General features: G+C 63.0%; 15 protein-coding genes. 3 read left to right on the plus strand and 12 right to left on the minus strand.

Annotated elements, in window-relative coordinates; translation table 11 throughout:
* Positions 1-108 precede the first annotated feature (108 nt).
* The 6 genes from HYN69_RS00585 to HYN69_RS00610 form a co-directional block, all read right to left on the minus strand.
* Positions 109-348 carry a hypothetical protein gene (locus HYN69_RS00585; RefSeq protein ID WP_108434027.1) on the minus strand — a complete coding sequence of 80 codons (240 nt, stop codon included), beginning with the start codon at positions 346-348 and terminating at the stop codon, positions 109-111.
* A gap of 3 nt (positions 349-351) precedes the next feature.
* Positions 352-1,446, minus strand: coding sequence for an ABC transporter ATP-binding protein (locus tag HYN69_RS00590; RefSeq protein WP_108434028.1), 1,095 nt, complete (start codon positions 1,444-1,446; stop codon positions 352-354).
* Between the two features lie 3 nt (positions 1,447-1,449).
* Positions 1,450-2,271, minus strand: a complete 822-nt coding sequence (locus tag HYN69_RS00595) for an ABC transporter permease (RefSeq protein ID WP_108434029.1) — start codon at positions 2,269-2,271, stop codon at positions 1,450-1,452.
* Positions 2,268-3,125, minus strand: coding sequence for an ABC transporter permease (locus HYN69_RS00600; RefSeq protein ID WP_108434030.1), 858 nt, complete (start codon positions 3,123-3,125; stop codon positions 2,268-2,270). Before HYN69_RS00600 ends, HYN69_RS00595 begins: the two co-directional genes overlap by 4 nt.
* A gap of 65 nt (positions 3,126-3,190) precedes the next feature.
* A complete protein-coding gene (locus HYN69_RS00605) occupies positions 3,191-4,288 on the minus strand; it encodes a polyamine ABC transporter substrate-binding protein (protein ID WP_216824629.1) in 1,098 nt (365 codons plus the stop codon).
* Between the two features lie 139 nt (positions 4,289-4,427).
* The gene (locus HYN69_RS00610; protein WP_108434032.1) at positions 4,428-5,324 is read right to left on the minus strand and encodes a LysR substrate-binding domain-containing protein; all 897 of its coding nucleotides are present in this window, start codon (positions 5,322-5,324) and stop codon (positions 4,428-4,430) included.
* 101 nt (positions 5,325-5,425) lie between these two features.
* Between HYN69_RS00610 and HYN69_RS00615 the strand changes: the two genes are divergently transcribed.
* Entirely contained in the window at positions 5,426-6,247 is an 822-nt protein-coding gene (locus tag HYN69_RS00615; protein WP_108434033.1) for a creatininase, read from the plus strand.
* A 59-nt stretch (positions 6,248-6,306) separates the two neighbouring features.
* Here the strand turns inward: HYN69_RS00615 and HYN69_RS00620 are convergent, their stop codons facing one another.
* From HYN69_RS00620 to HYN69_RS00630, 3 genes are all read right to left on the minus strand, one after another.
* The gene (locus HYN69_RS00620; protein WP_108434034.1) at positions 6,307-7,518 is read right to left on the minus strand and encodes an aminopeptidase P family protein; all 1,212 of its coding nucleotides are present in this window, start codon (positions 7,516-7,518) and stop codon (positions 6,307-6,309) included.
* A gap of 170 nt (positions 7,519-7,688) precedes the next feature.
* The gene (locus HYN69_RS00625) at positions 7,689-8,471 is read right to left on the minus strand and encodes a COG4705 family protein (protein WP_230426453.1); all 783 of its coding nucleotides are present in this window, start codon (positions 8,469-8,471) and stop codon (positions 7,689-7,691) included.
* A gap of 4 nt (positions 8,472-8,475) precedes the next feature.
* On the minus strand, positions 8,476-9,123 hold the full coding sequence (locus HYN69_RS00630; protein ID WP_108434035.1) for a hypothetical protein: 648 nt from the start codon (positions 9,121-9,123) through the stop codon (positions 8,476-8,478).
* Between the two features lie 178 nt (positions 9,124-9,301).
* Here HYN69_RS00630 and HYN69_RS00635 point away from each other — a divergent pair, with 178 nt between their 5' ends.
* Together HYN69_RS00635 and HYN69_RS00640 are read left to right on the plus strand one after the other, a co-directional pair.
* Complete coding sequence (locus HYN69_RS00635; protein ID WP_108434036.1) at positions 9,302-9,973, plus strand: response regulator transcription factor; 672 nt, start codon at positions 9,302-9,304, stop codon at positions 9,971-9,973.
* Between the two features lie 20 nt (positions 9,974-9,993).
* Positions 9,994-11,355 (plus strand): sensor histidine kinase, encoded by a 1,362-nt coding sequence (locus tag HYN69_RS00640; RefSeq protein ID WP_108434037.1) that lies wholly within the window; start codon positions 9,994-9,996, stop codon positions 11,353-11,355.
* Positions 11,356-11,488: 133 nt separating this feature from the next.
* Here HYN69_RS00640 and HYN69_RS00645 read toward each other — a convergent pair whose 3' ends face one another.
* The 3 genes from HYN69_RS00645 to HYN69_RS00655 all read right to left on the minus strand — a co-directional run bounded on the left by HYN69_RS00645 (position 11,489) and on the right by HYN69_RS00655 (position 19,979).
* The gene (locus HYN69_RS00645; protein WP_108434038.1) at positions 11,489-16,537 is read right to left on the minus strand and encodes a beta strand repeat-containing protein; all 5,049 of its coding nucleotides are present in this window, start codon (positions 16,535-16,537) and stop codon (positions 11,489-11,491) included.
* 182 nt (positions 16,538-16,719) lie between these two features.
* On the minus strand, positions 16,720-17,874 hold the full coding sequence (locus HYN69_RS00650; protein ID WP_108434039.1) for a glycosyl transferase family 8: 1,155 nt from the start codon (positions 17,872-17,874) through the stop codon (positions 16,720-16,722).
* Positions 17,871-19,979 carry a tetratricopeptide repeat-containing sulfotransferase family protein gene (locus HYN69_RS00655; protein WP_108434040.1) on the minus strand — a complete coding sequence of 703 codons (2,109 nt, stop codon included), beginning with the start codon at positions 19,977-19,979 and terminating at the stop codon, positions 17,871-17,873. Before HYN69_RS00655 ends, HYN69_RS00650 begins: the two co-directional genes overlap by 4 nt.
* Positions 19,980-20,016 lie beyond the last annotated feature (37 nt).

A 20,016-nucleotide genomic window follows, 5' to 3' on the forward strand; every position in this document is an offset into this window, starting at 1 on the left:
TCTTTGCTTGCGTGTTTCGGGTGGTGTCCCCTCCAACGGGCAGCAGGTTTCAGGGCCGGTAAAAACCGGCCTGATGCCTTGCGGTCCGCTTCGGGTAAGTCTGGCCCGCTAGCGCGGGCGGTGGGTCGGGCTTGCCACGTGGCCGAGCCATCGGCCAAAGCTGGCAAGAAGATCGGTCAGTCGGTCGAAGCGTACTCCTTCGATCTGGTGTCGGGTCAGCCCGCCGCAGGGCAGGACGGGATGGATCAAGTCTGCATCCAGACCGCGCTGCAAGGCTGCGGCGCTGAACCGGCCCGATCCCAGACGGGACAGGCATATTTCGCGCGCGGCGGCTTCGGCTTCGGTCACGGCTTAGGCTCCTGCGACCAGATGGCCGTCGGCGGGCGACCAATGGGCGAAAAGTTCCTGCCCGATGTCGAGCGGCAGGCCAGCCAATTCGTCATGGCTTTTCTGGACTCGGATTTCCTGGCCCTTGCCGGTTTCGAGATAGACCGTTGCGGTGGCCCCCACGAATTCCTCGCCGATCACGCGCACCGGCAGGACGTTGGTCTGACCTGCGGGGCGGGTGACGCTGAGGTGGGTTTTGGTGTCCAAGACCGTAATGGTTGCGGTTTCGCCCGCGCGTGGCGGGGCGGCAAGTTGGCCGGTCAGCGTCAGCGGGCCATCTGGCGTTTCGACCTCGATCGCACTGGTCGTGGCCTTCAATACCTTGCCCGAGAAGATGTTGGACGATCCGAGGAAATCGGCCACGAAGCGGGTGCGCGGGGCGCCGTAGATTTCCTGCGGGGTGCCGATCTGTTCGATCACGCCGCGCGACATGATCACCACGCGGTCAGCCATCGAAAAGGCTTCCGACTGGCTGTGCGTGACATAGACGAAGGTGATGCCCGTCTCGCGTTGCAGGTTCTTCAACACCGATTGCATCCGCACCTTGAGCGCGGCGTCGAGCGCCGAAAGCGGCTCGTCGAGCAGCAGGATTTCGGGTTCCACCACCAGTGACCGCGCCAATGCAACGCGCTGGCGCTGACCGCCGGAAAGCTGGGCGATGTTGCGGTCGGCAAATTCCATGATCTGCATCCGGTCAAGCCATTGTTCGGCGCGGCGGCGGCGTTCGGCCTTGCCCACGCCGCGCATCTTCAAGGCGAATTCCACGTTTTCGCGGACGTTCAGGAACGGAAACAGCGCAAGGCTTTGCCAAACCATCGGCGTGTCGCGCTGCCATGTGGGCAGGTGGTTGATAGGCTTGCCAGACAGGCGGATGGTGCCTTCGGTCGGGGCTTCCAGCCCTGCCAGCATCCGCAGCGTCGTGGTCTTGCCGCAGCCCGATGACCCCATGATCGCAAGGAACTCGCCCTTTTTGATCTCGAAATCCATTTTCTGCACGGCCACGAACGTGCCGAAACTTTTGACGACACCTTCAAACGAGACGAGCGTATCGCGTTGCATGACTTACTCCTTGTCGTCTGTCACGGGCGTCACGCGCCCCGACAGCAGGATTTGGGCGAGGATCACCAGCGTCATCGAGATGACGAAGACGAAGGTGCCGATGGCGTTGATGCGGGGGCTGACCTGACCTTGCAGGAAGCCCAGAACCTTGACCGGAAGCGTCTCGTTCAGGCCCGATACGAACCATGCGATGGCGAATTCGTCGAAGGAAACGGCCATGGTGATGAACAGCGCGCCAAAGATCGCGGGTTTGGTGAAGGGCACGATCACATGCCGCATGGTCGCCCATTCCGACGCGCCGAGGTTCCACGCGGCGGGTTCCAGCGCCGGGTCCATCTGGGAAAGACGCAGCCGGATGATCGCCATGGCAAAGGGCGCGCAGATCACCACATGGGCGATAACCACCGAAAGTGCCTGCCCCGACAGGTTCACGCGGCTCAGGAAGGCCAGCATGGCAAGGCCCATGATGATGACGGGGATCGTCGGCGGCAACAGTGCGAGCGCCATGTAGATCTGCTTGCCGAAGAAGTTGTAGCGGTAGTCGGTATAGGCGGCACCAAAGCCGAGAAGCGTCGAGACACAGCCCACGACCAGCCCGATCACCAGCGTGTTGCCCATCCCCTCCCAGACCAGCGGGTCGGTCGCCACGGCCTTGTACCATTCCAGCGAGAACTGCCCGAGCGGGATCGACGGAAAGCGGTCCGAATTGAAGGAAAAGACGAAACTTGCCGCAATGGGCGCAAAGATGAACAGGTAGGCGAGCACGAGGTAGACGCGAAGCGACCAGTCGACTGCGCGGCTGCGGTTGATGGATTCAGCACTCATTTCCGCGCCCCCTTGGCTTGTCCGGCATAGGCGAAGCGCACCGCGACGAAGGCCACCGCCAGAAGCGTACCGATCATCGTCAGCGCGATCACCGCCGCGCGGGGCCATTGCTGGCCGGATTTGGTGGTGTCTGTGATCAGGATCGACAGGGTCGTGGGATCGCCCCCGCCCAGATAGACGGGGCTTACGAAATCACCGAATGTCAGGATGAAGCAAAACAGCGCCGCGATGACAAGGCCTGTGCGGGCCGAGGGGATGACCACCTCGAACACGGTGCGAAGACGGCCGCAACGCATGTTATGGGCGGCCTCGATCAGGTTGCGGTCGATGAACACCAGACTGAAAAGCTGCAGCAGGATAACGAGCGGCAGCGACAGGGTCATGTAACCAACCATCGTCGCGCCCGGCGTGTTCAGCATGGCATAGGGACCAAGGCCGATCTGGCCCAAAAGCACATTCACGATGCCTGCGTCCGACAGGAAGATCTGCCACGAATAGACCCGCACGAGGTAGCTGGTGAAGAACGGGATCACCATCAGGAACACGGCCCAGCGCCGCGCCCGGTCAGACAGTTTGAAGGCGATGGCGTAAGAGCAGGGAAAGGCAAGGAGCGAGGCCAGAACCGAAGCCGATGCAGCCAGCGCAAAGGTGATGCCGTAAGCCTGCCAGAACACCGGCTTGCCATACATCGTGACCCAGTTCACCGGATCGAAGTCTGGCCGCATGGTGAAATTCTTCACCGTCCAGAAGCTGAGCGCCACCAGAAACACCAAAGGGGCGACGAAGAACAGCACCTGCCAAACCAGAAGCGGCAAGGAGAAGGTCAGTCCGTAAATGGATATCGCGCGTCGCATTTTGCGCTGCACTCCGACAGGGGTAAGGAAAGGGCCGGCGGGTCTCCCCGCCAGCCCCCGCGCCCTCAGGCGCCTTTGTATTCCGACCAGAAATCGTTCCAGGTCTCGAGGTCTTGCTGGATCGGCCACTGGCGGTATTGGATGCGGCCTGCGCGGATCATGTCCATCGCGTTGCCGGCGTCCTTGGTCATGCCCTGACGCTTGGCTTCGGCCGGGTTTTCCGCCTGCAACACCTCCCAGCCCTTGGCGTTCGGCACGATCGCGGGGTAAGCCGCCATTTGCGCCGATTTCGCCTGACCCTTGGCGCTGGTGATGTACTGGATCCACTTCTTGGCCAGATCGGCCTTGGCCGACCCTTTGCCGATCGAGAAGCATTCGGACCATTGCAGGCCGCCCTGTTCCGGGATCACGGATTTCACTTTGGCGCCGTTCTTTTCCAGCACGCCGGTGATCCAGTCGCCGATGCCTGCGAATGCAAGCATCTGGCCGTCGTTCAGCGACGAGAAGGTTCCGCCGTAATCGAAGAAGCCGCCGATCTGCGGGCGCAGGGTCAGGGTCTTGGCCTTCACCGCCTCCCATGCCGCTTCGTCGATGTCATAGGGAATCTTGTTGCCGGTCAGCAGGCTCATCTGGCCAAGGTTGGGCAAGTGCCAGTCGAAATGGCCGACCTTGCCGGTCAGCTTTGGATCCCAGAACACGTCATAGCTCGAGGCCTCGGCCTCGGTCAGAGCGTCGGTGTTGTAGGCCACGCCCAGAAAGCCGAAACGGGTGACCAGCGAGAACAGCTTGCCATCCTGCCAGTTGCCGGGGAATTGCTGGAATTCGGGGAAGTAATCGTCCAGCGCGTAATCTTCGGGGGCGAGTTCCTCGACATATCCCGCAGCGTTCAGCGCCTGCACGTATTCGGCATCCGACAGGATCACGTCAAAGGTGCCAGCGGGCGATTGCGAGATCAGGCCCAGCATGTTGTCGCCGCCGGTATAGTATTTCGGCACGAATTTGACGTTATTCTCGGCCTCGAACTCGGCAACGATGTCGGGCTCGGCATGGCCATACCATGCCAGCATGGTCAACTCGGTCGGGTCGCTTGCGAAAGCGCGCCGCGAGAGCATTGGGGTCGCAAGCACTGCTGCGGTCGTCGTCAGGAAGCTTCGGCGGTTCATAAACTGCGCCGGTGTCCGGGGCTGTGTCATGGGTTTCTGTCCTGTTGGGTTCGGTTTCTTATTGACCGGACGTTATGGGACAGGGATTAGCATGTTAAATCCATAATCGAAATTTATCCATTTGCCCCCTTTATAACAGTCATCCCGGTGTGACCTTGGTCACGCCCGAACCGACGCTTTCCAGACTTGCGACCAGTTCGCTGACCAGATGCAGCCCTGCCGCTGTCAGGCGGGGGTGTTTGTAGAACAGGCCGATCCGCAACTGTTCAAGCCTCGGAAATCCTTCGTCTTCGGCCAGTTCGCGCATGCCGGGCAAAAGCGTGGCCTTGGTCAGCGCCGTGATGCACAGGCCGTTCTGCACGGCGTTTTGCAGGCCCGAAATGCCCGGTCCCGTATAGACGACCCGCCAGCGCCGCGCCGCGCCGTCCAGCGCGTCGACCATGCGCGAACGATAGTCGCAACCTTCCAGATGCGCGCCCAAAGGCACCGGGCGCGCCGGGTCCGGCACATAAGAATCGGCCGCCGCCCAGATTGGCTGCTCGACCCATGACCGCGACAGGTAGGGCATGCGCGGGCTGTTCATGGTAGCGATGATCAGGTCCAATTCCTCGGCCCGCAGCATCTTGTGCAACTCGCGGCTCAGGTCGCAGTGGATTTCCAGATCGACCTGCGGGTTGTCATGCAAGAAGCGGGTCAGGGTGTTTTGCAGGAAGGCGACCGCATAATCGGTGGGCAGGCCGATCCGCAGCACACCGGAGCGATCGGTGCGGTGGAAATAGCTGACAGCCTCGTCATTGGTACGGACCATCTCGCGCGCATAACTCAGCAGAGCCTCGCCCGCCGGAGTGGGAAGAATATTGCGCCCGTCCTGCATCAGAAGCTGGGCTTTAACCAGTTCCTCCAGACGCCCGATCTGAAGCGAGATCGCAGGCTGGCTGCGCCCCAGCGCCGCCCCCGCCTTGGAGTGTCCGCCCAGTTCGACGACCGTGATAAACGTCCGCAAAAGGTCGGTCGGGAGATTGACCAGCGCTGCCATTCGGATTTGCCATCATAATGAAGCCATAAGGACTATATATTTTCCAAATGCGTTTGGCGCAACGAATATGACGGAGACCACTTTCAACCCGTCGAGGACCCATGCCCCTGTCATCAGCCTTTGCCTCGGAACTTACCTGGCCCGACTATGATGCCGCCGTGCGCGACGGCACGACCCCGATCCTGATCCCCATCGGGTCGATGGAACAGCACGGCCACCATATGCCGCTTCATGTCGATGTGCTTCTGCCCACCGAATTTGCCCGCCGCGTGGCACTGGCCGTCGGCGGTCTGGTCGCCCCGCCTTTCACCTATGGCTACAAGTCGCACCAGAAATCGGGCGGCGGAAACCATTTCAGCGGCACGACCAGCCTTGACGGGGCCACCCTCGTCGCCGCGCTAAGGGATGTGGTCAAGGAATTTGCCCGCCACGGCGTCCGCAAGGTCTGTCTGGTCAACGGCCACTTCGAAAATTCGTGGTTCATCATCGAAGCGATCGATCTTGCGCTGCGCGAGTTGCGCTGGGACGGGATTACGGACCTCAAGGTGATCGTGCTGTCCTACTGGGATTTCGTCGACCCCGAGGCCATCGCAAAGCTGTATCCGAACGGATTTCCGGGCTGGGATATCGAACATGGCGGCGTGCTGGAAACGTCTCTGATGCTCGCGCTCTATCCTGATCTGGTGCAGCTTGATCGCGCGATCGATGTCGCCCCCGCAACGTTCCCGCCCTACGACGTCTACCCGGTCAAACCGGAATGGACCCCCTGTTCCGGCACGCTTTCGTCACCGAAGGAGGCCAGCGTCGAAAAGGGGCATATCCTGCTCGACGTCTGCACCAAGGGCATCACCGCGGCGCTGCAGGCGGAATTCGGACTTGGGCGCCATGCCACGACAACGCCAGACCTTGCGAAAGCGTCCTGAGCGCGACCTTGAAACCTCCCCGCTCGGGGCCCTTCGGGGCCCCTTTTTTTATCGGATCGTTACCCTACGACGTTATGGGCAGGCCCCATGGGGGCGGATGTCAACCGCTCGGCCCCTTCGCTGGTGACGATCAGCAGGTCGGTTTCGTGGTAACCGCCCGCCCCGGCGCTTCCTGCGGGTGACAGGATCATCGGACCCACCGATACCGCCATGCCGGCCTGAAGTTCGGTCTGCACATCCTCGCGCAGATCTACCGCCTGCTCACGCCCGAAGAACGGGCCGGTGACGCCTGCCGAATGGCCATAGCCACAGGACCGCTGCCGCAGCAGGCCCCAGTTCCGGTACATCTCGTTCAACTCTGCCGCGATCTCGTTGCATTTCGCGCCGGGACGGACCAACTCGATGGCCCGCCGGTGCACGGCAAGGTTTTTCTCCCATAGCGCAAGGCTGGCATCGTCCACATGGCCGCAGAACAGGGTGCGCCCCAGTGCCACCGAATAGCCGAACAGCATCGGACAACAGGTCAGCGACAGAATATCGCCACGCGCGATGCGCCGGTTCGTCACCGGATTATGCCCGCCATCGGTGTTGATGCCAGACTGGAACCATGTCCAGCTTTCCATCGGCTCGATATGCGGAAAGGCATCGGACGACGCCGCGATCATGGCGGTGGTTGCAGCGGTCGCCACTTCGAATTCCGGCACGCCCCCGGCAACCCGCCCGATAGCTTCCGAAAAGCCGATCTCGGCGATCTTTGCCCCCTTTCGCAGCAAATCCTGCTCCTCGGGGGATTTGACGGTTCGCAGCCACATGGCCGGCAAGCTGAGGTCGACCATCTCGACACCCGGAAGCGCCGCATCGAGAAGGCGCCGGAAGTCGAGCGAGACGTGGTCGAACTCGATTGCCAGCCGCTTTACCCCGGCCGTCAACTGGCGCACCGCGCGGTAGAAATTATCGCGCCGCCAGTCGGTATAGGTGACGTTTGGGCCATAGCTGTGCCGCCAAGCCTGTCCCCCGTCCACGCCTGCGGAAATGGTCGTGCCTGCCGTCCGTGTCAGGACCATCCCGTATTTCCGGCCAAAGGGGCGGTGCATCCATCCGGCAAAGTAAAGAATGCACTGGGGCGAGGTGAAAAGCGCAGCATCGACTTCGGATATGTCCATCCAGTCACGCATAGCGGTCTGGCGCCGATCCATCTCGAGGTCGGAAAAGGGCGCGTAACCCTTGGCACCGTTGTGCCACTCCAGAACATGCAACATATCGTGCGTCACAGACGTGCTTTCGCAGATTTCATCAGCGAAACGATAGCCAACTGGATCGGGAGAGTTGAAATTTGTAATTGAAATCAACGCATTTGCAGTGCGGAGAAAGAGCGGAAACGTCGGAAACCGGGCTAGCGTAAAATCCCCCCGAACGGATCGGGGGGCGCGGGTGGTCAGGGTCAGGCGCGGTTGCGCCGCCGGAAGGTCATCACAGCCACGGTCACCGCGATGATGCCAAGGAAGGCGAGGCTGGTCGTGATCGTGCCAAGGCCCAAGCCGCCATATTCGTCGGGCTGCGACAGGAAATCCCCGACCGAAGCGCCCAGTGGCCGCGTGAAGATATAGCACAGCCAAAAGGCCCAGATCCCGTCGAGGCCAAGCGCGAAGTAGCCCAAGGCCAGCGAGGCGATGATCAGCCCGAACAGCACGCCCGTTCCGGCAAAGCCCACGCCGAAGGCTTCGGCCACCAGATCGCCCGCAGCGGTGCCGAGGGCAAAGGTGAACAGGATGGCCAGCCAATAGAACGCCTCGCGCCGGAAGGTGAAAACCTCGTGGATCGACAGGGTGCGTTCGGAGGCGAACCATGCAAGGAAGGTCAGCCCGAGCGCCAAGCTGAAGCCGATGGCGGAATAGAGGAGCGGGATACCGAAGGCATCGGTCATGTTGTCAGTGATCAGCGTGCCCACCACCGAGATCAGGACCACGGCGCACCAATAGGCCGCCGGAACATAGACCCGCTGGCGGAACTGCCAGACCATCGCGGCGACCAGCACCGCCGTCATCAAAAGCGTGGTCGTCTGCAGGCCAAGGCCCGCATTCACCGCCAGAAAGTCGGCGGCGGTTTCGCCCATGGTGACGGCGGTCAGCTTGATAAGCCAGAAGCCGGGGGTCACATCGGGCACGCGGTTCGGCGCGGTTCCTGCGGCAGGGCTGGCAGTCGTGTGAAATGTCGAAGCGGTCACCTTGTCATCCTTTCAGTTGGGCCAGCGCCTGTGCCGACAGGGCATTGGCGCTTGTGTCATCATCTGCGTTGCAGCGTTCCAGTGCCTTGGTCTGCAACCCGGCCACGGCGGCGGCGGCAGGCTTGGCGCCAATCGCCGAATCCAGCTGTTTGATCAGCACCTCGCAGGGCAGCGCGTGTCCGTTCGCATCGGTCACGGCGATCCCCGACACCCTCTGCACGGATCCGCCCGCAACAGCGGCAGGCGTGCCACCCTCCGGCGCGCCAAGGGCGACCACCAGCGCATCGAGCGCCGCGTTCACCGATGCTGCATCCGGCGCGCTTGCCCGCAGCGCCTTGAAGGCGGCATCGTTGGCCGCGTCGACCATGCCCCAGCCATTCGCGTCAGCGGCCCGCATGGTATCGGCATTCCTGTCCCACAAGACTTCCAGATCGGTGATCCGGTGCCCGGCCGCCGCGAAATCGCCCGTGGCCGCGATCTTCTGCGTATCGGCCACGATGGCGGCGTAAGCCGACAGGTCGCCAAGACCCGCAGCCGGTGTGCCAGCGGTCGCCCCGACCGGCGACATCATCAGTTCCGCCACGGTAAAGCCGCCCGCCGGAACGCCGATCAGCGCCACCGACAGGATCAGGTTTCGGAGTGTCGTGTTCATATGCGTCTGCCTTCTTCCCTATCCGGGCCAAGCCCTTGGACGGGTCAGGGATCGCATGGCAGGTCCTGCGTCGCCTTTCCGGCTTCTTACAAATCCGTAAGGGCAAGGGCGGCACGATGCGCTTCGCAAGCGGGGCCGTCTGGGCTATGCCAAGGGCATCAGACGGGGCAGACCGCAGATGAGGATTCTTATCGCCGAAGACGATGCCGAAGCCGCGCGTTACGTCATGCGCGGCTTGCAGGGCGAAGGCCACGGCGTCGACCATCTGGCCCACGGGCGCGACGCGCTGGCGCAGGCCATGACGGGCGATTACGATCTTTTGCTGCTCGACCGCATGCTGCCGGGGCTGGACGGCCTGTCCATCCTGCGCGCGGTGCGGGCGGCGAAGCTGCCGGTTCCCGTTATTCTGCTTACGGCAATGGGAAGCGTCGAAGACCGCGTGACCGGCCTGCGCGCAGGGGCCGACGATTACATGGTCAAACCCTTCGCCTTTGTCGAATTGCTGGCACGGATCGACACGATCAGTCGCCGCCCGTCCTTGCGGGACGAGGTTCTGGGCCTGACCGTCGGCGATCTGACCCTCGACCTTCTGACGCGCGAGGCGCGACGCGAGGGGCAGTCGATCGAGTTGCAGCCCCGCGAATTCCTGCTGCTCAAGCATTTCATGGAACGCCCCGGTCGGGTGCAGACGCGGACGATCCTGCTGGAAACCGTGTGGGGGCTTCATTTCGACCCCAAGACCAGCGTCGTGGAAACCCACATCAGCCGTTTGCGGGCCAAGATCGACAAGCCCTTTGCCAAGCCCTACCTGACCACGCTGCATGGCGTGGGCTATGTGCTGCAACCGTGACGCGGCCCTTGTCTTGGTCGATGCGATTTGCGCTGTCGCTGTCGGCAGTCTTCGTGATCGCCACATTCGCGGCGGGCGGGCTGTCATGGCTTTTCGTGTCGCAGGAACTGTCCCGCCGCCTGCAAACCGATGTGCAAAGCGCGGCCGGGGCCTTGGCTGGCATCGCCGAGGCAGGCGACCGCACCGACCTTTCCGAACAGATCACGGCACAGGCCCGCGCCGTGCGCGACGGCGCGACGCTTTACGCCTTTGTCGATGGCGAAACCGGCAAGATCACCGGCTCGTTGCAACTCGCCGCCCCGTTCGAGGGCGCAAAACAGCTTTCCCCCGATCGCGATTTCCCGCCGCCCCTGTCCAGCGGACGCCCGCACGAGGACCCCTATCTCGCCTATGGCATCCGCACGCCGCTGGGTTGGGTGATCGTGGCGCATGATACGCAAGGCATCGTGGAAACCGGCGAAATCATGGTTCGCGCGACCGGTGCCGCCACGGTTGCCGCGCTGATCCTGTCGCTTGGCCTTGCGCTCGTCATCGCCCGCCGGACCGGGGCGCGCATCGGCAGGATGGAAAGCGTGCTCGACGCGATCGGGAACGGCAACCTTGCCCGCCGGATCGGCGACACCGGCAATGACGATCTGGCCGATCTTGCCCGCCGCGTCGACCTGATGCTCGACCGGTTGCAAAGGAGCATCGCGGCGATAAGGCAAGTGTCGACCGATGTCGCCCATGACCTGCGCGCACCGCTTGCGCGGCTGCGGATGCGGCTTGAACCCCATGCGCTTTCACCCGCCGTCCCCGGTGCCATTCGGGCCGAGATCGGGCAGGCGCTGGAGGACATCGACGGTATCTCTGCCACGTTCGACGCGATCCTTCGCCTGTCCCGGCTCGAGTCCGGCACGGCCGAGGCGCGGTCCGAGACGGTGAACCTGACCGCCCTGACGCAAAGCGTGCATGACATTCTGGAACCCGCGGCGAACGATATGGGCCATAGCCTTATGCTTGACAGCGGGCCGGGCAACGTGACCGTGACGGGGGATCAGGACTTGCTGATGCAGGCTTTGGTCAACCTCGTCGACAATGCCCTGCGCCATTGTCCGCCACCGGCCCGCGTCACGCTTTCCCTGCGTGAGGGGCCGCACGGCCCGACCCTTGCCGTGACCGATGACGGCCCGGGTATTCCGGCGGCCGACCGTGCGCGGGTGCTGGATCGCTTCGTGCGTCTGGATGCCAGCCGGACAGTCCCGGGAAGTGGGCTGGGCCTCTCGCTTGTTGCAGCCATTGCGCGGCACCACGGCGCCAGAATGTCCCTGACAGACAACCACCCGGGCCTTCGGGTTTCCCTGTCATTCCGACAAAGCGCACAAGACCTCACGTCAGGGTGACGCACCTATGCTGCCGCCGGGTTCAGTCCGATCGCGGTTTTGGCACCGCCCGCGCAGATCGGCCTGCGACTGCAAAATGACAGGCCGGGGCTGGAACGCGCGTTCCAAGCCCCTGCCACCCGATGCGGGCAACCTAGAACCGAAGCTTTGCCTTCAGTTGCACGCTGCCCTGACTGCCGTAACCGTCCTGCATCACGTTGGTCGTATAATCCAGCGACACATTCAGATTGTCCTGAACGCTCAGGTTGAAGGATGCGGTGATGCGGCCGTAATTCTGGTCCACACCCGCAACGGTTGCGTCAAAGATGTCGCCAGAGCCTAGGAAGCTCGTTGCGACCGAACGTTCACCGTCGCGCACGGCATGGATCCAGGCTGCGTCGAGTGTCGGGGACAGGGTCATGCCGTTAGCCAGTTGGACATTGGTCGAAACCGTAGCCCCGATGGAGGTACCGGCGTTCCATGTGCTGTCGGCACCGACTTGCAGGGGCGCGTCACCAATCCCGGCCTCGTCATAGGCATCGGTCGATTGCTGCGTGTAGGACAGGGCCAGATAGGGCTTGATCGACAAGCCGTTTGCGAATTTCAAACCGTTGCTCGAAATCTTCGCATAGGCGTTGAAGGCATCGCCATCGGGTGACGCGGTGTAGACATAGCCCGCAAGGCTGCGGCTGATGTCGTGGGATTGGCGGTAATAGGCAAGATAGCCTTCAAGTCGCAGGCCCCCGCCCAAGGCGGTATCGCCGAACAGGCCCACACCCTTTGAATCTACGCGGTCAGAGGTGCGCTGATTGGAGCTTTCGCTGGTGAAAAGCGACCCGAACACGCCGATGCGCGCGTCTGCATCGCTGAGCTGATGCGCTGTGCCAAAGGTCAGGCCGATCGCCTGTGCATCGAAACCCTCGGTTTCGGCCGTGGCGTCATAGCGGGCGATGGCACCCTGCGCGATGGCAAAGCCGTTCATCCGTGGCGCTGGGGCACCGCTGCTCGATATGCGCAGGCTTTCGTCGGGCGTCGCTTCCGCCGCAGCGCGCATCTGGAAAAGCTGGCCGAGAACGGCGCTGCCATCGAATTGCTGCGCGAAACTTGTGACGACCGCGGTCTGGTTGACGGCGGTCACATTTTCCTTCGTCGGGGCTGTGATCAGGTCTTCGACGACAAGGTCCCAGACACCGCCACCGACATTCACAAGGTTCCAGTCATAAAGGACCGTATCCTGCAGGAAGGTTCCGACCACCGTCGCGTCCTGCCCCTCGACCGTGCCCAGCCCGCTGATGACGCTGGCATAGGTCGCCCCGTAGCTGAGGGTCGACCCGGCCGCCACTTCGAAATCGGCAAGCGTACCGACGGGTGACGACAGGGCAAGCTGGCCGTATTGGCTGCCTGACACGACGTAATCGAGATAGGCGCCCGGCAGATTGCCCGAATAGGTCAGCGCGGTGATCGATCCGCCGCCCTGCGCGTTGATCAGGCTGCCGATGCTGCCACCGTTGACGATGGCGGCCCCACCCAGCCCGCCGGTCATGATGCCAAGGTTGGACAGCGTTGCGATGGATGCGCCGGAAATATTGTTGAAACCGGCCGCGCCCATGATGGTGCCACTGTTTGCCAAAAGCCCGATGCTGCCCTTGTTCAGGCCGCCCGAGATCGACCCGTCAAGCACACCGCTGTTGGTGAAGCTGCCCAGACTGCCCGCCGCTGCGACGTATAGCGGCGTGTCCGTCCCGCTGATCGTGCCCGCGTTGGTAATCGACCCGTAGCTGCCGCCGACGTAATAGTTGCCGATGGACAAGAGCAGGTTGTTTGCGTCGACCGCTTTGACCAGTGCCAACCCGTCAAAGCCCTCGGCCACGGTGACGGTCGCGCCGGTATAGTCAGACCCCGCGCCACCGGCGACCAGCGTGCAGCCCACCGATCCGGCCAGATAGGTACTGCCCGACGTCAGGCAATCCGCCTTGCGGGTGATGCTTGCACCCGCCAGATTTGCGACACCGCTCACCACCAGTTTGCCTGCGCCAGACAGCGCCAACGATCCGCCGGTTTGGCTGAAGTTGCCTGTGACGCTTATCTGGCTGCCCATCGACAGCGCAGCACCCGAGTTGGTGACCGTGTTGGTCCCGACGTTGATGTTGTCGTTCACCAGCAGGTTGCCGCTGGCAAAGACAAGGTTCGACGAAGTGTTCGTGATGCTGCCACGATTGGCGGGGTTCGCACCTGTCAGCGTGCCGGTGACAGTGCCCGTTCCGCCCGTGATCGTCAGGGCGCGCGACGAGGCGTTCACGATGTTGCCCGATACGATGCCGCTGTTCGAGAACCCGCCCAGCGTGCCCGATATGTAAAGCGCGGTGTTGCTGCCCAAGGTGCCGCCGGCTTCGTTGATCAGCGTTCCCAGCGATCCTTCGAGGTTGATGCCATTAATGCCGCCGCCGATGAAACCGCTGTTGGTAAGTGACCCGACAGTCCCGCTAAGCCCGATGGCCGATTGCGGTGCCGTCATCCTGCCCGTGTTGCTGATCGTCGAGATGGAGCCAGAGTTGTAAATGCCCTGCGGTCCGCCGTTGATGCTGCCGCTGTTGGACAAGAGCCCCAAGGTGCCATAGTTCGCAAATCCCGCCGAACCCGACGAGATCAGCCCCGCATTGGTGATCGTGCCCATCGAGGTGTCGTTTTGCAGCCCTGCGGCGGTACCGCCCGTGATCGTGCCGGTCGCGCTGTTGGTCAGGCTGGTGATGGTGGACTGGTTGCCCATCCCCTTTTCGCTGCCGCTGATCAGCCCGTCGTTGACGAAACTGCCGATGCTGCCGTTGTTCGACCCGCCGTTCGACGTTCCGGTCAACTGTCCGCTGTTGGTAAAGGTGCCGATGCTGCCGGTGTTCGCCACGTAAAGCGCGTTGGTCACACCTGTGATCGTTGCGGTGTTGGTGATCGAGACTTGGGTGTCGCCGACGTAGTTGTTTGCGACGGCCATCAGCAGGTTGGTTCCGCTGGTCGAAGCGGTGGCGGCCAGTCCGGTAAAGGCGCCCGCGATCGAGACGTTCACGCCCGTGTAGGTCGAGCCTACGCCGCCCGATACCAGCGTCCGGCTGTTCGAGCCGACCAGATAGGTGCTCGTCGATGAGAACCCTCCGACCAAGACCGATCCGCCGGTGATGCTGGCCGCCTGCGTGACGGCCAGTTTGCCTGCGGTTCCCAGGTTCAGGCTGCCTGCGGTCTGGGTGAATTTGGCATCGACCGAAACGATGGTCGACAAGGTGATATCAGCCCCGCTGTTCAGCACTGTCGCACCGCTTGCCGCAAGGGTGCCGGCGGCAGTGATCGAATTGTTCAGCAGCAATGCGCCCGAAGCAAAGGTCAGGGTGGGCATCGACATGCCGATGGTCCCCTGCAACGTGCCGCTCGCACCGGTGAAGGTGCCGACCGTGCCATTGCTGCCACCGATGATCGTGCCGATCGTGCCGCCGTTTCCGTTGACGTTGCCGCGCATCACGCCGCTGTTGACGATCGTGCCGAAGTTGCCCGCGATGACGTTGCTTCCGCCCGACATGGTGCCGCTGTTGTCGAGCAGGGTGATCACGGCATTGTTCTGGATCGCGTTGCCCCCGCCCGCAATTACACCGCTGTTGGTCAGCGTCGAAATCGTGTTGCTGTTCAGGATGGCCCAGCTGCTGTTCGAGATTGTGCCGGTGTTGACTAGTTGGCCGATGGTGCCCTGGTTCCAGAACGCGGTGAAGTTGCTGTTGGTGATCAGGCCGCTGTTGGCAAAGCTGCCGATGCTGCCGCGGTTGTTCACGCCGAATTGCGCGCCACCAAAGGTGCCTGAATTGGTCACCGTGCCGATGGTGCCGGTCGTGGCCACATAAAGCCCGGTGTTCGCGCTGGTGATCGTCGCGGTGTTGTTGAGTGTCGCGAGCGTGCCGCCGACATAGTCATTCGCGACCGTCAGCGCCACTTGGTTGTTGATGGTGCTGACCGAATGGGAAAGTCCGGCCAGTGAGCCGACCGAGACGGTCGCCCCGCTGAGGTTCAGGCTTGTTGCGCTGACAAGGGTTCGCGTACCGACCAGGTAATTGCCGGTGCTTTGGAACGACGACATGATGGTGCCGCCCGAAAGCGTGGCGGCGCCCGATATGGCCAGTCTCCCCGAAATCAGGTCGATGTTCAGCGTGCCCGCGCTTTGGCTGAAGGCGCCTGCGATATTGATCGAGTTCGCGATCGAAAGGTTGGCGCCGGTGTTGGAAACCGTGTGGCCGGTGGCGTTGATATTGTCGTTGAGCAGCAGGTTGCCGCCGGTGAACACGAGGTTCGACAGCGTGTTCACGATGCTGCCACGGTTGGAGGGGATCGCACCGGTCAGCGTGCCGGTGACGGTTCCCGCCCCGCCCGAGATCGTCAGCGCGTTCGACGAGGTGTTTACGATGATGCCCGACACTATGCCGCTGTTCGAGAACCCGCCGAGGCTGCCCGAGAGGGAGAGCGCGAAGTTGCCGCCCAAGGTGCCGCCGGCTTCGTTAACCAGCGTTCCGAGCGAGCCTTCGAGGTTGATGCCGTTGCTGCCGCCGCCGATGAAGCCGCTGTTGGTGAGCGATCCGACAGAACCGCTGAGGCCGATGGCCGATTGCGGGGCCGTCAGTCTGCCCGAGTTGGTGATCGAGGTGATCGAGCCGGAGTTAAACAGGCCCTGCGGTCCGCCGCTGATGCTGCCGCTGTTGGACAGCAGCCCCAAGGTGCCGTAGTTCGCAGCGCCCGCCGACCCCGACGAGATCACGCCCGCATTGGTGATCGTGCCCATCGAGGTGTCGTTTTGCAGGCCTGCGGCGGTGCCGCCCATGATGGTGCCGGTCGCGCTGTTGGTCAGGCTGGTGATGGTGGACTGGTTGCCCATCCCCTTTTCGCTGCCGCTGATCAGCCCGTCGTTGACGAAACTGCCGATGCTGCCGTTGTTCGATCCGCCGTTCGGCGTCCCCGACAGCGTGCCCGTGTTGGTAAAGGTGCCGATGCTGCCGGTGTTTGTCACGATCAGCGCGGTCTCGCCCCCGCTGATCGTATCTGCATTGCTGACCGAGGCCTCGGAGGTCGATACCGTGATCGGGTCGGCCCAGGTCGGCTGAGGCAAATTGACCGCAACGGAAACAACGATAAGCGCGGTAGTTCCGAGCAATGCCCGGTTGAATTTGATCCGCGACATGCTGGGCCTACCGAATGAGTGTTATCAAATCAACACCTTAGGAATGTGCTGATCCTCTTCAACTCGACGCTTGGGAATGACGTTCTGTCATTTGGACATAGATACATACCAAGGTAGGTAATACCTGTTAACTTTGTCGGTACCGGCAGACAAAAGGCCACGGATAGGCCTTGCCCGTAGGCCTATGCAAGCGACTTGCGTTCGGCCAGCGCCGCGGCGACCTGCGCGATGACCTGATCCCACCGGCCCCATTCGGTCTGCCGGAACAAACGGGCCGAGGGATACCAAGGTGAATCCTCGCGACCCAGCAGCCAGCGCCAATCCGGCAGCATGGGCAGCATAACCCAGACGGGAACCCCAAGCGCACCCGCGAGATGCACCGGCGAACTGTCGATCGAGATCAGCAGATCGACCTCGGACAGTATGGCTGCGGTATCCTCGAAATCGGCGATTTCAGGGCTTAGGCTGACCATCTCCATGCCGTGTGGCGGGGACAGGGCATCGCCCTCGGTCGGCCCTTTCTGGATCGAGAAGAACGTCACGCCCTCTTGTCCAAGCGGGGCCAGCGCCGCCAGAGACATCGACCTGTTGGCATCGTTGAAATGGGTGGGACGGCCCGCCCAGAGGAAGGCCACCTTCAGCCCCGCATAGGGCGCAAGACGCGCGCGCCAGACCGCGCGGCGTTCGGGCAGGGCCGAAAGATAGGGCATCGGCGTGCCCGGCAGATCGGCCAGTTGCAACCGCATCGCGGCGGGCAGGCTCATCATTTCGCAGTGGGTGTGGAAAGGCGGCGGCAGTTGCCCGCGCAGGGTGATGGCGTCAAAGCCCTTCATCCGGCTCGCGATGCTGGCCATGTCGTGATTGATCTCGAGCACGACATTGGCCTGACTGCGCTCTTTGGCCCAAGCGACCATACGCATGAACTGAAAGGTGTCGCCATACCCCTGTTCGTCATGGATCAGCAGCGTCTGGCCCGGAATGGGGCGGCCATCCCAGCGCGGGCGCTGCACCTTGCGTTCGATGGCTGCGGTATGGGCAAGGCTGTAGCGGAAGCGGTATTCGCGCCAGCCGCGGTCAAATTCGCCGAGCAAAAGCAGGGTTTCCGACAGGTCGAACCGTGCCGAGTATTGCCCCGGCAGGGCGTCGACCAGCATTTCCTGAATGGGTTTGGCGTCAAGCACGCGGCCCTGAACGCGCAACGCCTGTGCCAGCAGCGCCCAAAGGCTGACCGGACCTGTGCCATCTGCCAGCAAGGGCGCGATGATCGCTTCAGCTTCGGCCCCCCGTCCGGATGCAAGCAAGCTGCGGGCGCGTTCCTCGACTGCCGCAAGCGTCACGGGGCCACCTTGGCCCTGACGGTTGCGTCGGCGTCGATGCCAAGCCCGTCAAGCAGTACGGCGATCTGGCTGGCATAGGGGCGCCAGCGCCCGACACTGCCCGAATAGATCGGTTGGCGCACCTGATTCAGGCTGGCCGTCCGGATCGTACGCCGGGTCTGGTGGAAATCGACACAGGCGGGGTTCCAGTCCAGACCGCAAAACGCGACAAGCCGCCGCGCTTCGGTCTCGATGTCGGCGACGACATCTTCGTAAGCCACCTCGATGAACCGATCCGGCGGCAGGATCGCGCGCCAGTGGTCCATCAGTCGCATGTAACCCCGATAGAACAGTGCAAGCTCGGCCTGATCGTAGCTGAAAAGCTGTTCACGGGTGAAAAGCTTGGAATAGCACGACAGGCAGGTGTCGACCGCATCGCGGCGGACGTGGATGATCGTGGCATCTGGCAGGATGCGGTTGATCAGACCCGCATACATGAAGTTCGACGGCATCTTGTCGACCAGCCGCGCCCGATTGCCCGCAAGGTGGCGGATGGCATCAAGATAGGCCTGCCCCAGCGCGCTTTCGCTTTGTTCGGTCAACTGGCCCGCCAATGCTGGCCAACCGCCCGACTGGCCGACCAGCGCGGGCAGCACGCCCAACTCGCCCGCCCCCCGCACCGCCGGATGCGAGGCGAGGATCTGTTCGATCAGCGTCGTCCCCGAACGCGGCATACCGACCACAAAGACGGCAAGCCCGCTGCCTGCGACGGCTGCTTTCGGACGCTGCACCAGTTCGGGCGGAAAGCTGGCGATGATCTGCGAGAACCAAGCATCGATGGCTTGCGCGTCATAGGCAAAGGTCGCCCGCTTCTGGCGGTTGCCTTCGTCCATGTAGGCAAAGGCGCGCTCGGCATCGCCCGCATCCATCCACGCCTTGGCGAGCGCGAAGTGCAGCGCCGTGCGGTCGTTTTGCGATTGCACCGCGCCGGGGGCGACAAGCGCCTCCATCGCTGCGATGGCAGGATCGCCCGGCGCAAAGCGGTGCAGGTCGGCCATGTTGAACCAGGCCGAGGCAGAACGGGGGTGCCGCACCAGCACCGCATCGAACGCAGCCTTGGCGGCCTGCGTGTCGCCCTGCTCCATCAGCACGACACCGCGGTTCACCATCGCCTTTTCCGCCGCGAACCCGATCGTGCCCGCCGCCTTGTCAAACGCCGCCAAGGCTTCGTCGGTCTGGTCCAACGCCTGCAGCGCCTCGCCCAGAATGTTCAGCGCCTCGCCGCTTTGCGGGGAGGCGGCCACGGCGCGCCGCGCCTCAGCCAGGGCTTCGTCCAGCCTGCCCATGCGGCGCAGCACCGTCGAGCGCACCGACAGCCCGTTGGCATGGACGGGGGCATAGCTTAGCAAGGCGTCGACCCAGCGCAGGGCTTCGGGGTAGCGGTCGCGCGACACCTCGACCGCAGCCGCGTTGATATAGGCGTCCGACAGGCGGGGATTTTCCTCGATCGCCTGCCGCGCCATGCCAAGCGCCGCATCGAACTGCCCCAGATCGGTCAACAGATTGGACAGGTTGCTCATCGCCTCGGAATATTGCGGCGCAAGCGCAAGCGCCTGCCGGTAATGCCCCTGCGCCTGATCGAGCCGCCCCAAGCGTTTGAGCGTGTTGCCCAGATTATTATGCGCCTCGGGCGAGTTGGGCTGAAGCGCTGTCACCCGTTCAAGGCAGGTCAGGCTTTCTTCCAGCTTGCCCGCTTCTTGCAGGATGATCCCGAGGTTGTTCCACCCTGCAACCAGTGTGTTGTCCATCGCGACCGCGCGCCGCCCCGCCTGTTCGGCATCGGCCAGTTGGCCGGCCTGACGGCACATCTCGGCAAGGTTACTGACGTAGACCGCAGGCGCACGCGGCGCGAGGCAGGCGCGGCGCAGATGGTCGATCGCAAGGTCGAGGTTGCCATAGGCATGGGCCATCAGACCCATCAGGTGCAGCGCATCGGCCTGCCCCGGCCAGATCGCAAGCACCTGCTGGCACAGACGCTCGGCCTGATCGGCCTGACCAGCCTGCCAATGGCCATGCGCCTGCGCCAAAGCTTGTTCGATGGTCAGATCGTTATTCGCGCTGGTCATAGGGATAGCCATTCCATGGAACTGTTTCAGTCAACCG

Source organism: Gemmobacter aquarius (genome assembly GCF_003060865.1).
GTDB classification, from domain to species: Bacteria; Pseudomonadota; Alphaproteobacteria; order Rhodobacterales; family Rhodobacteraceae; genus Paragemmobacter; species Paragemmobacter aquarius.

Excerpts from the sequence above, each read along its gene's own strand:
- HYN69_RS00590 (WP_108434028.1), bottom strand. The coding sequence starts at position 1,446 with ATGCAACGCGATACGCTCGTCTCGTTTGAAGGTGTCGTCAAAAGTTTC.
- HYN69_RS00595 (WP_108434029.1), bottom strand. The coding sequence starts at position 2,271 with ATGAGTGCTGAATCCATCAACCGCAGCCGCGCAGTCGACTGGTCGCTT.
- HYN69_RS00600 (WP_108434030.1), bottom strand. The coding sequence starts at position 3,125 with ATGCGACGCGCGATATCCATTTACGGACTGACCTTCTCCTTGCCGCTT.
- HYN69_RS00605 (WP_216824629.1), bottom strand. The coding sequence starts at position 4,288 with ATGAACCGCCGAAGCTTCCTGACGACGACCGCAGCAGTGCTTGCGACC.
- HYN69_RS00610 (WP_108434032.1), bottom strand. The coding sequence starts at position 5,324 with ATGGCAGCGCTGGTCAATCTCCCGACCGACCTTTTGCGGACGTTTATC.
- HYN69_RS00615 (WP_108434033.1), top strand. The coding sequence starts at position 5,426 with ATGCCCCTGTCATCAGCCTTTGCCTCGGAACTTACCTGGCCCGACTAT.
- HYN69_RS00630 (WP_108434035.1), bottom strand. The coding sequence starts at position 9,123 with ATGAACACGACACTCCGAAACCTGATCCTGTCGGTGGCGCTGATCGGC.
- HYN69_RS00635 (WP_108434036.1), top strand. The coding sequence starts at position 9,302 with ATGAGGATTCTTATCGCCGAAGACGATGCCGAAGCCGCGCGTTACGTC.
- HYN69_RS00640 (WP_108434037.1), top strand. The coding sequence starts at position 9,994 with ATGCGATTTGCGCTGTCGCTGTCGGCAGTCTTCGTGATCGCCACATTC.
- HYN69_RS00645 (WP_108434038.1), bottom strand. The coding sequence starts at position 16,537 with ATGTCGCGGATCAAATTCAACCGGGCATTGCTCGGAACTACCGCGCTT.
- HYN69_RS00655 (WP_108434040.1), bottom strand. The coding sequence starts at position 19,979 with ATGACCAGCGCGAATAACGATCTGACCATCGAACAAGCTTTGGCGCAG.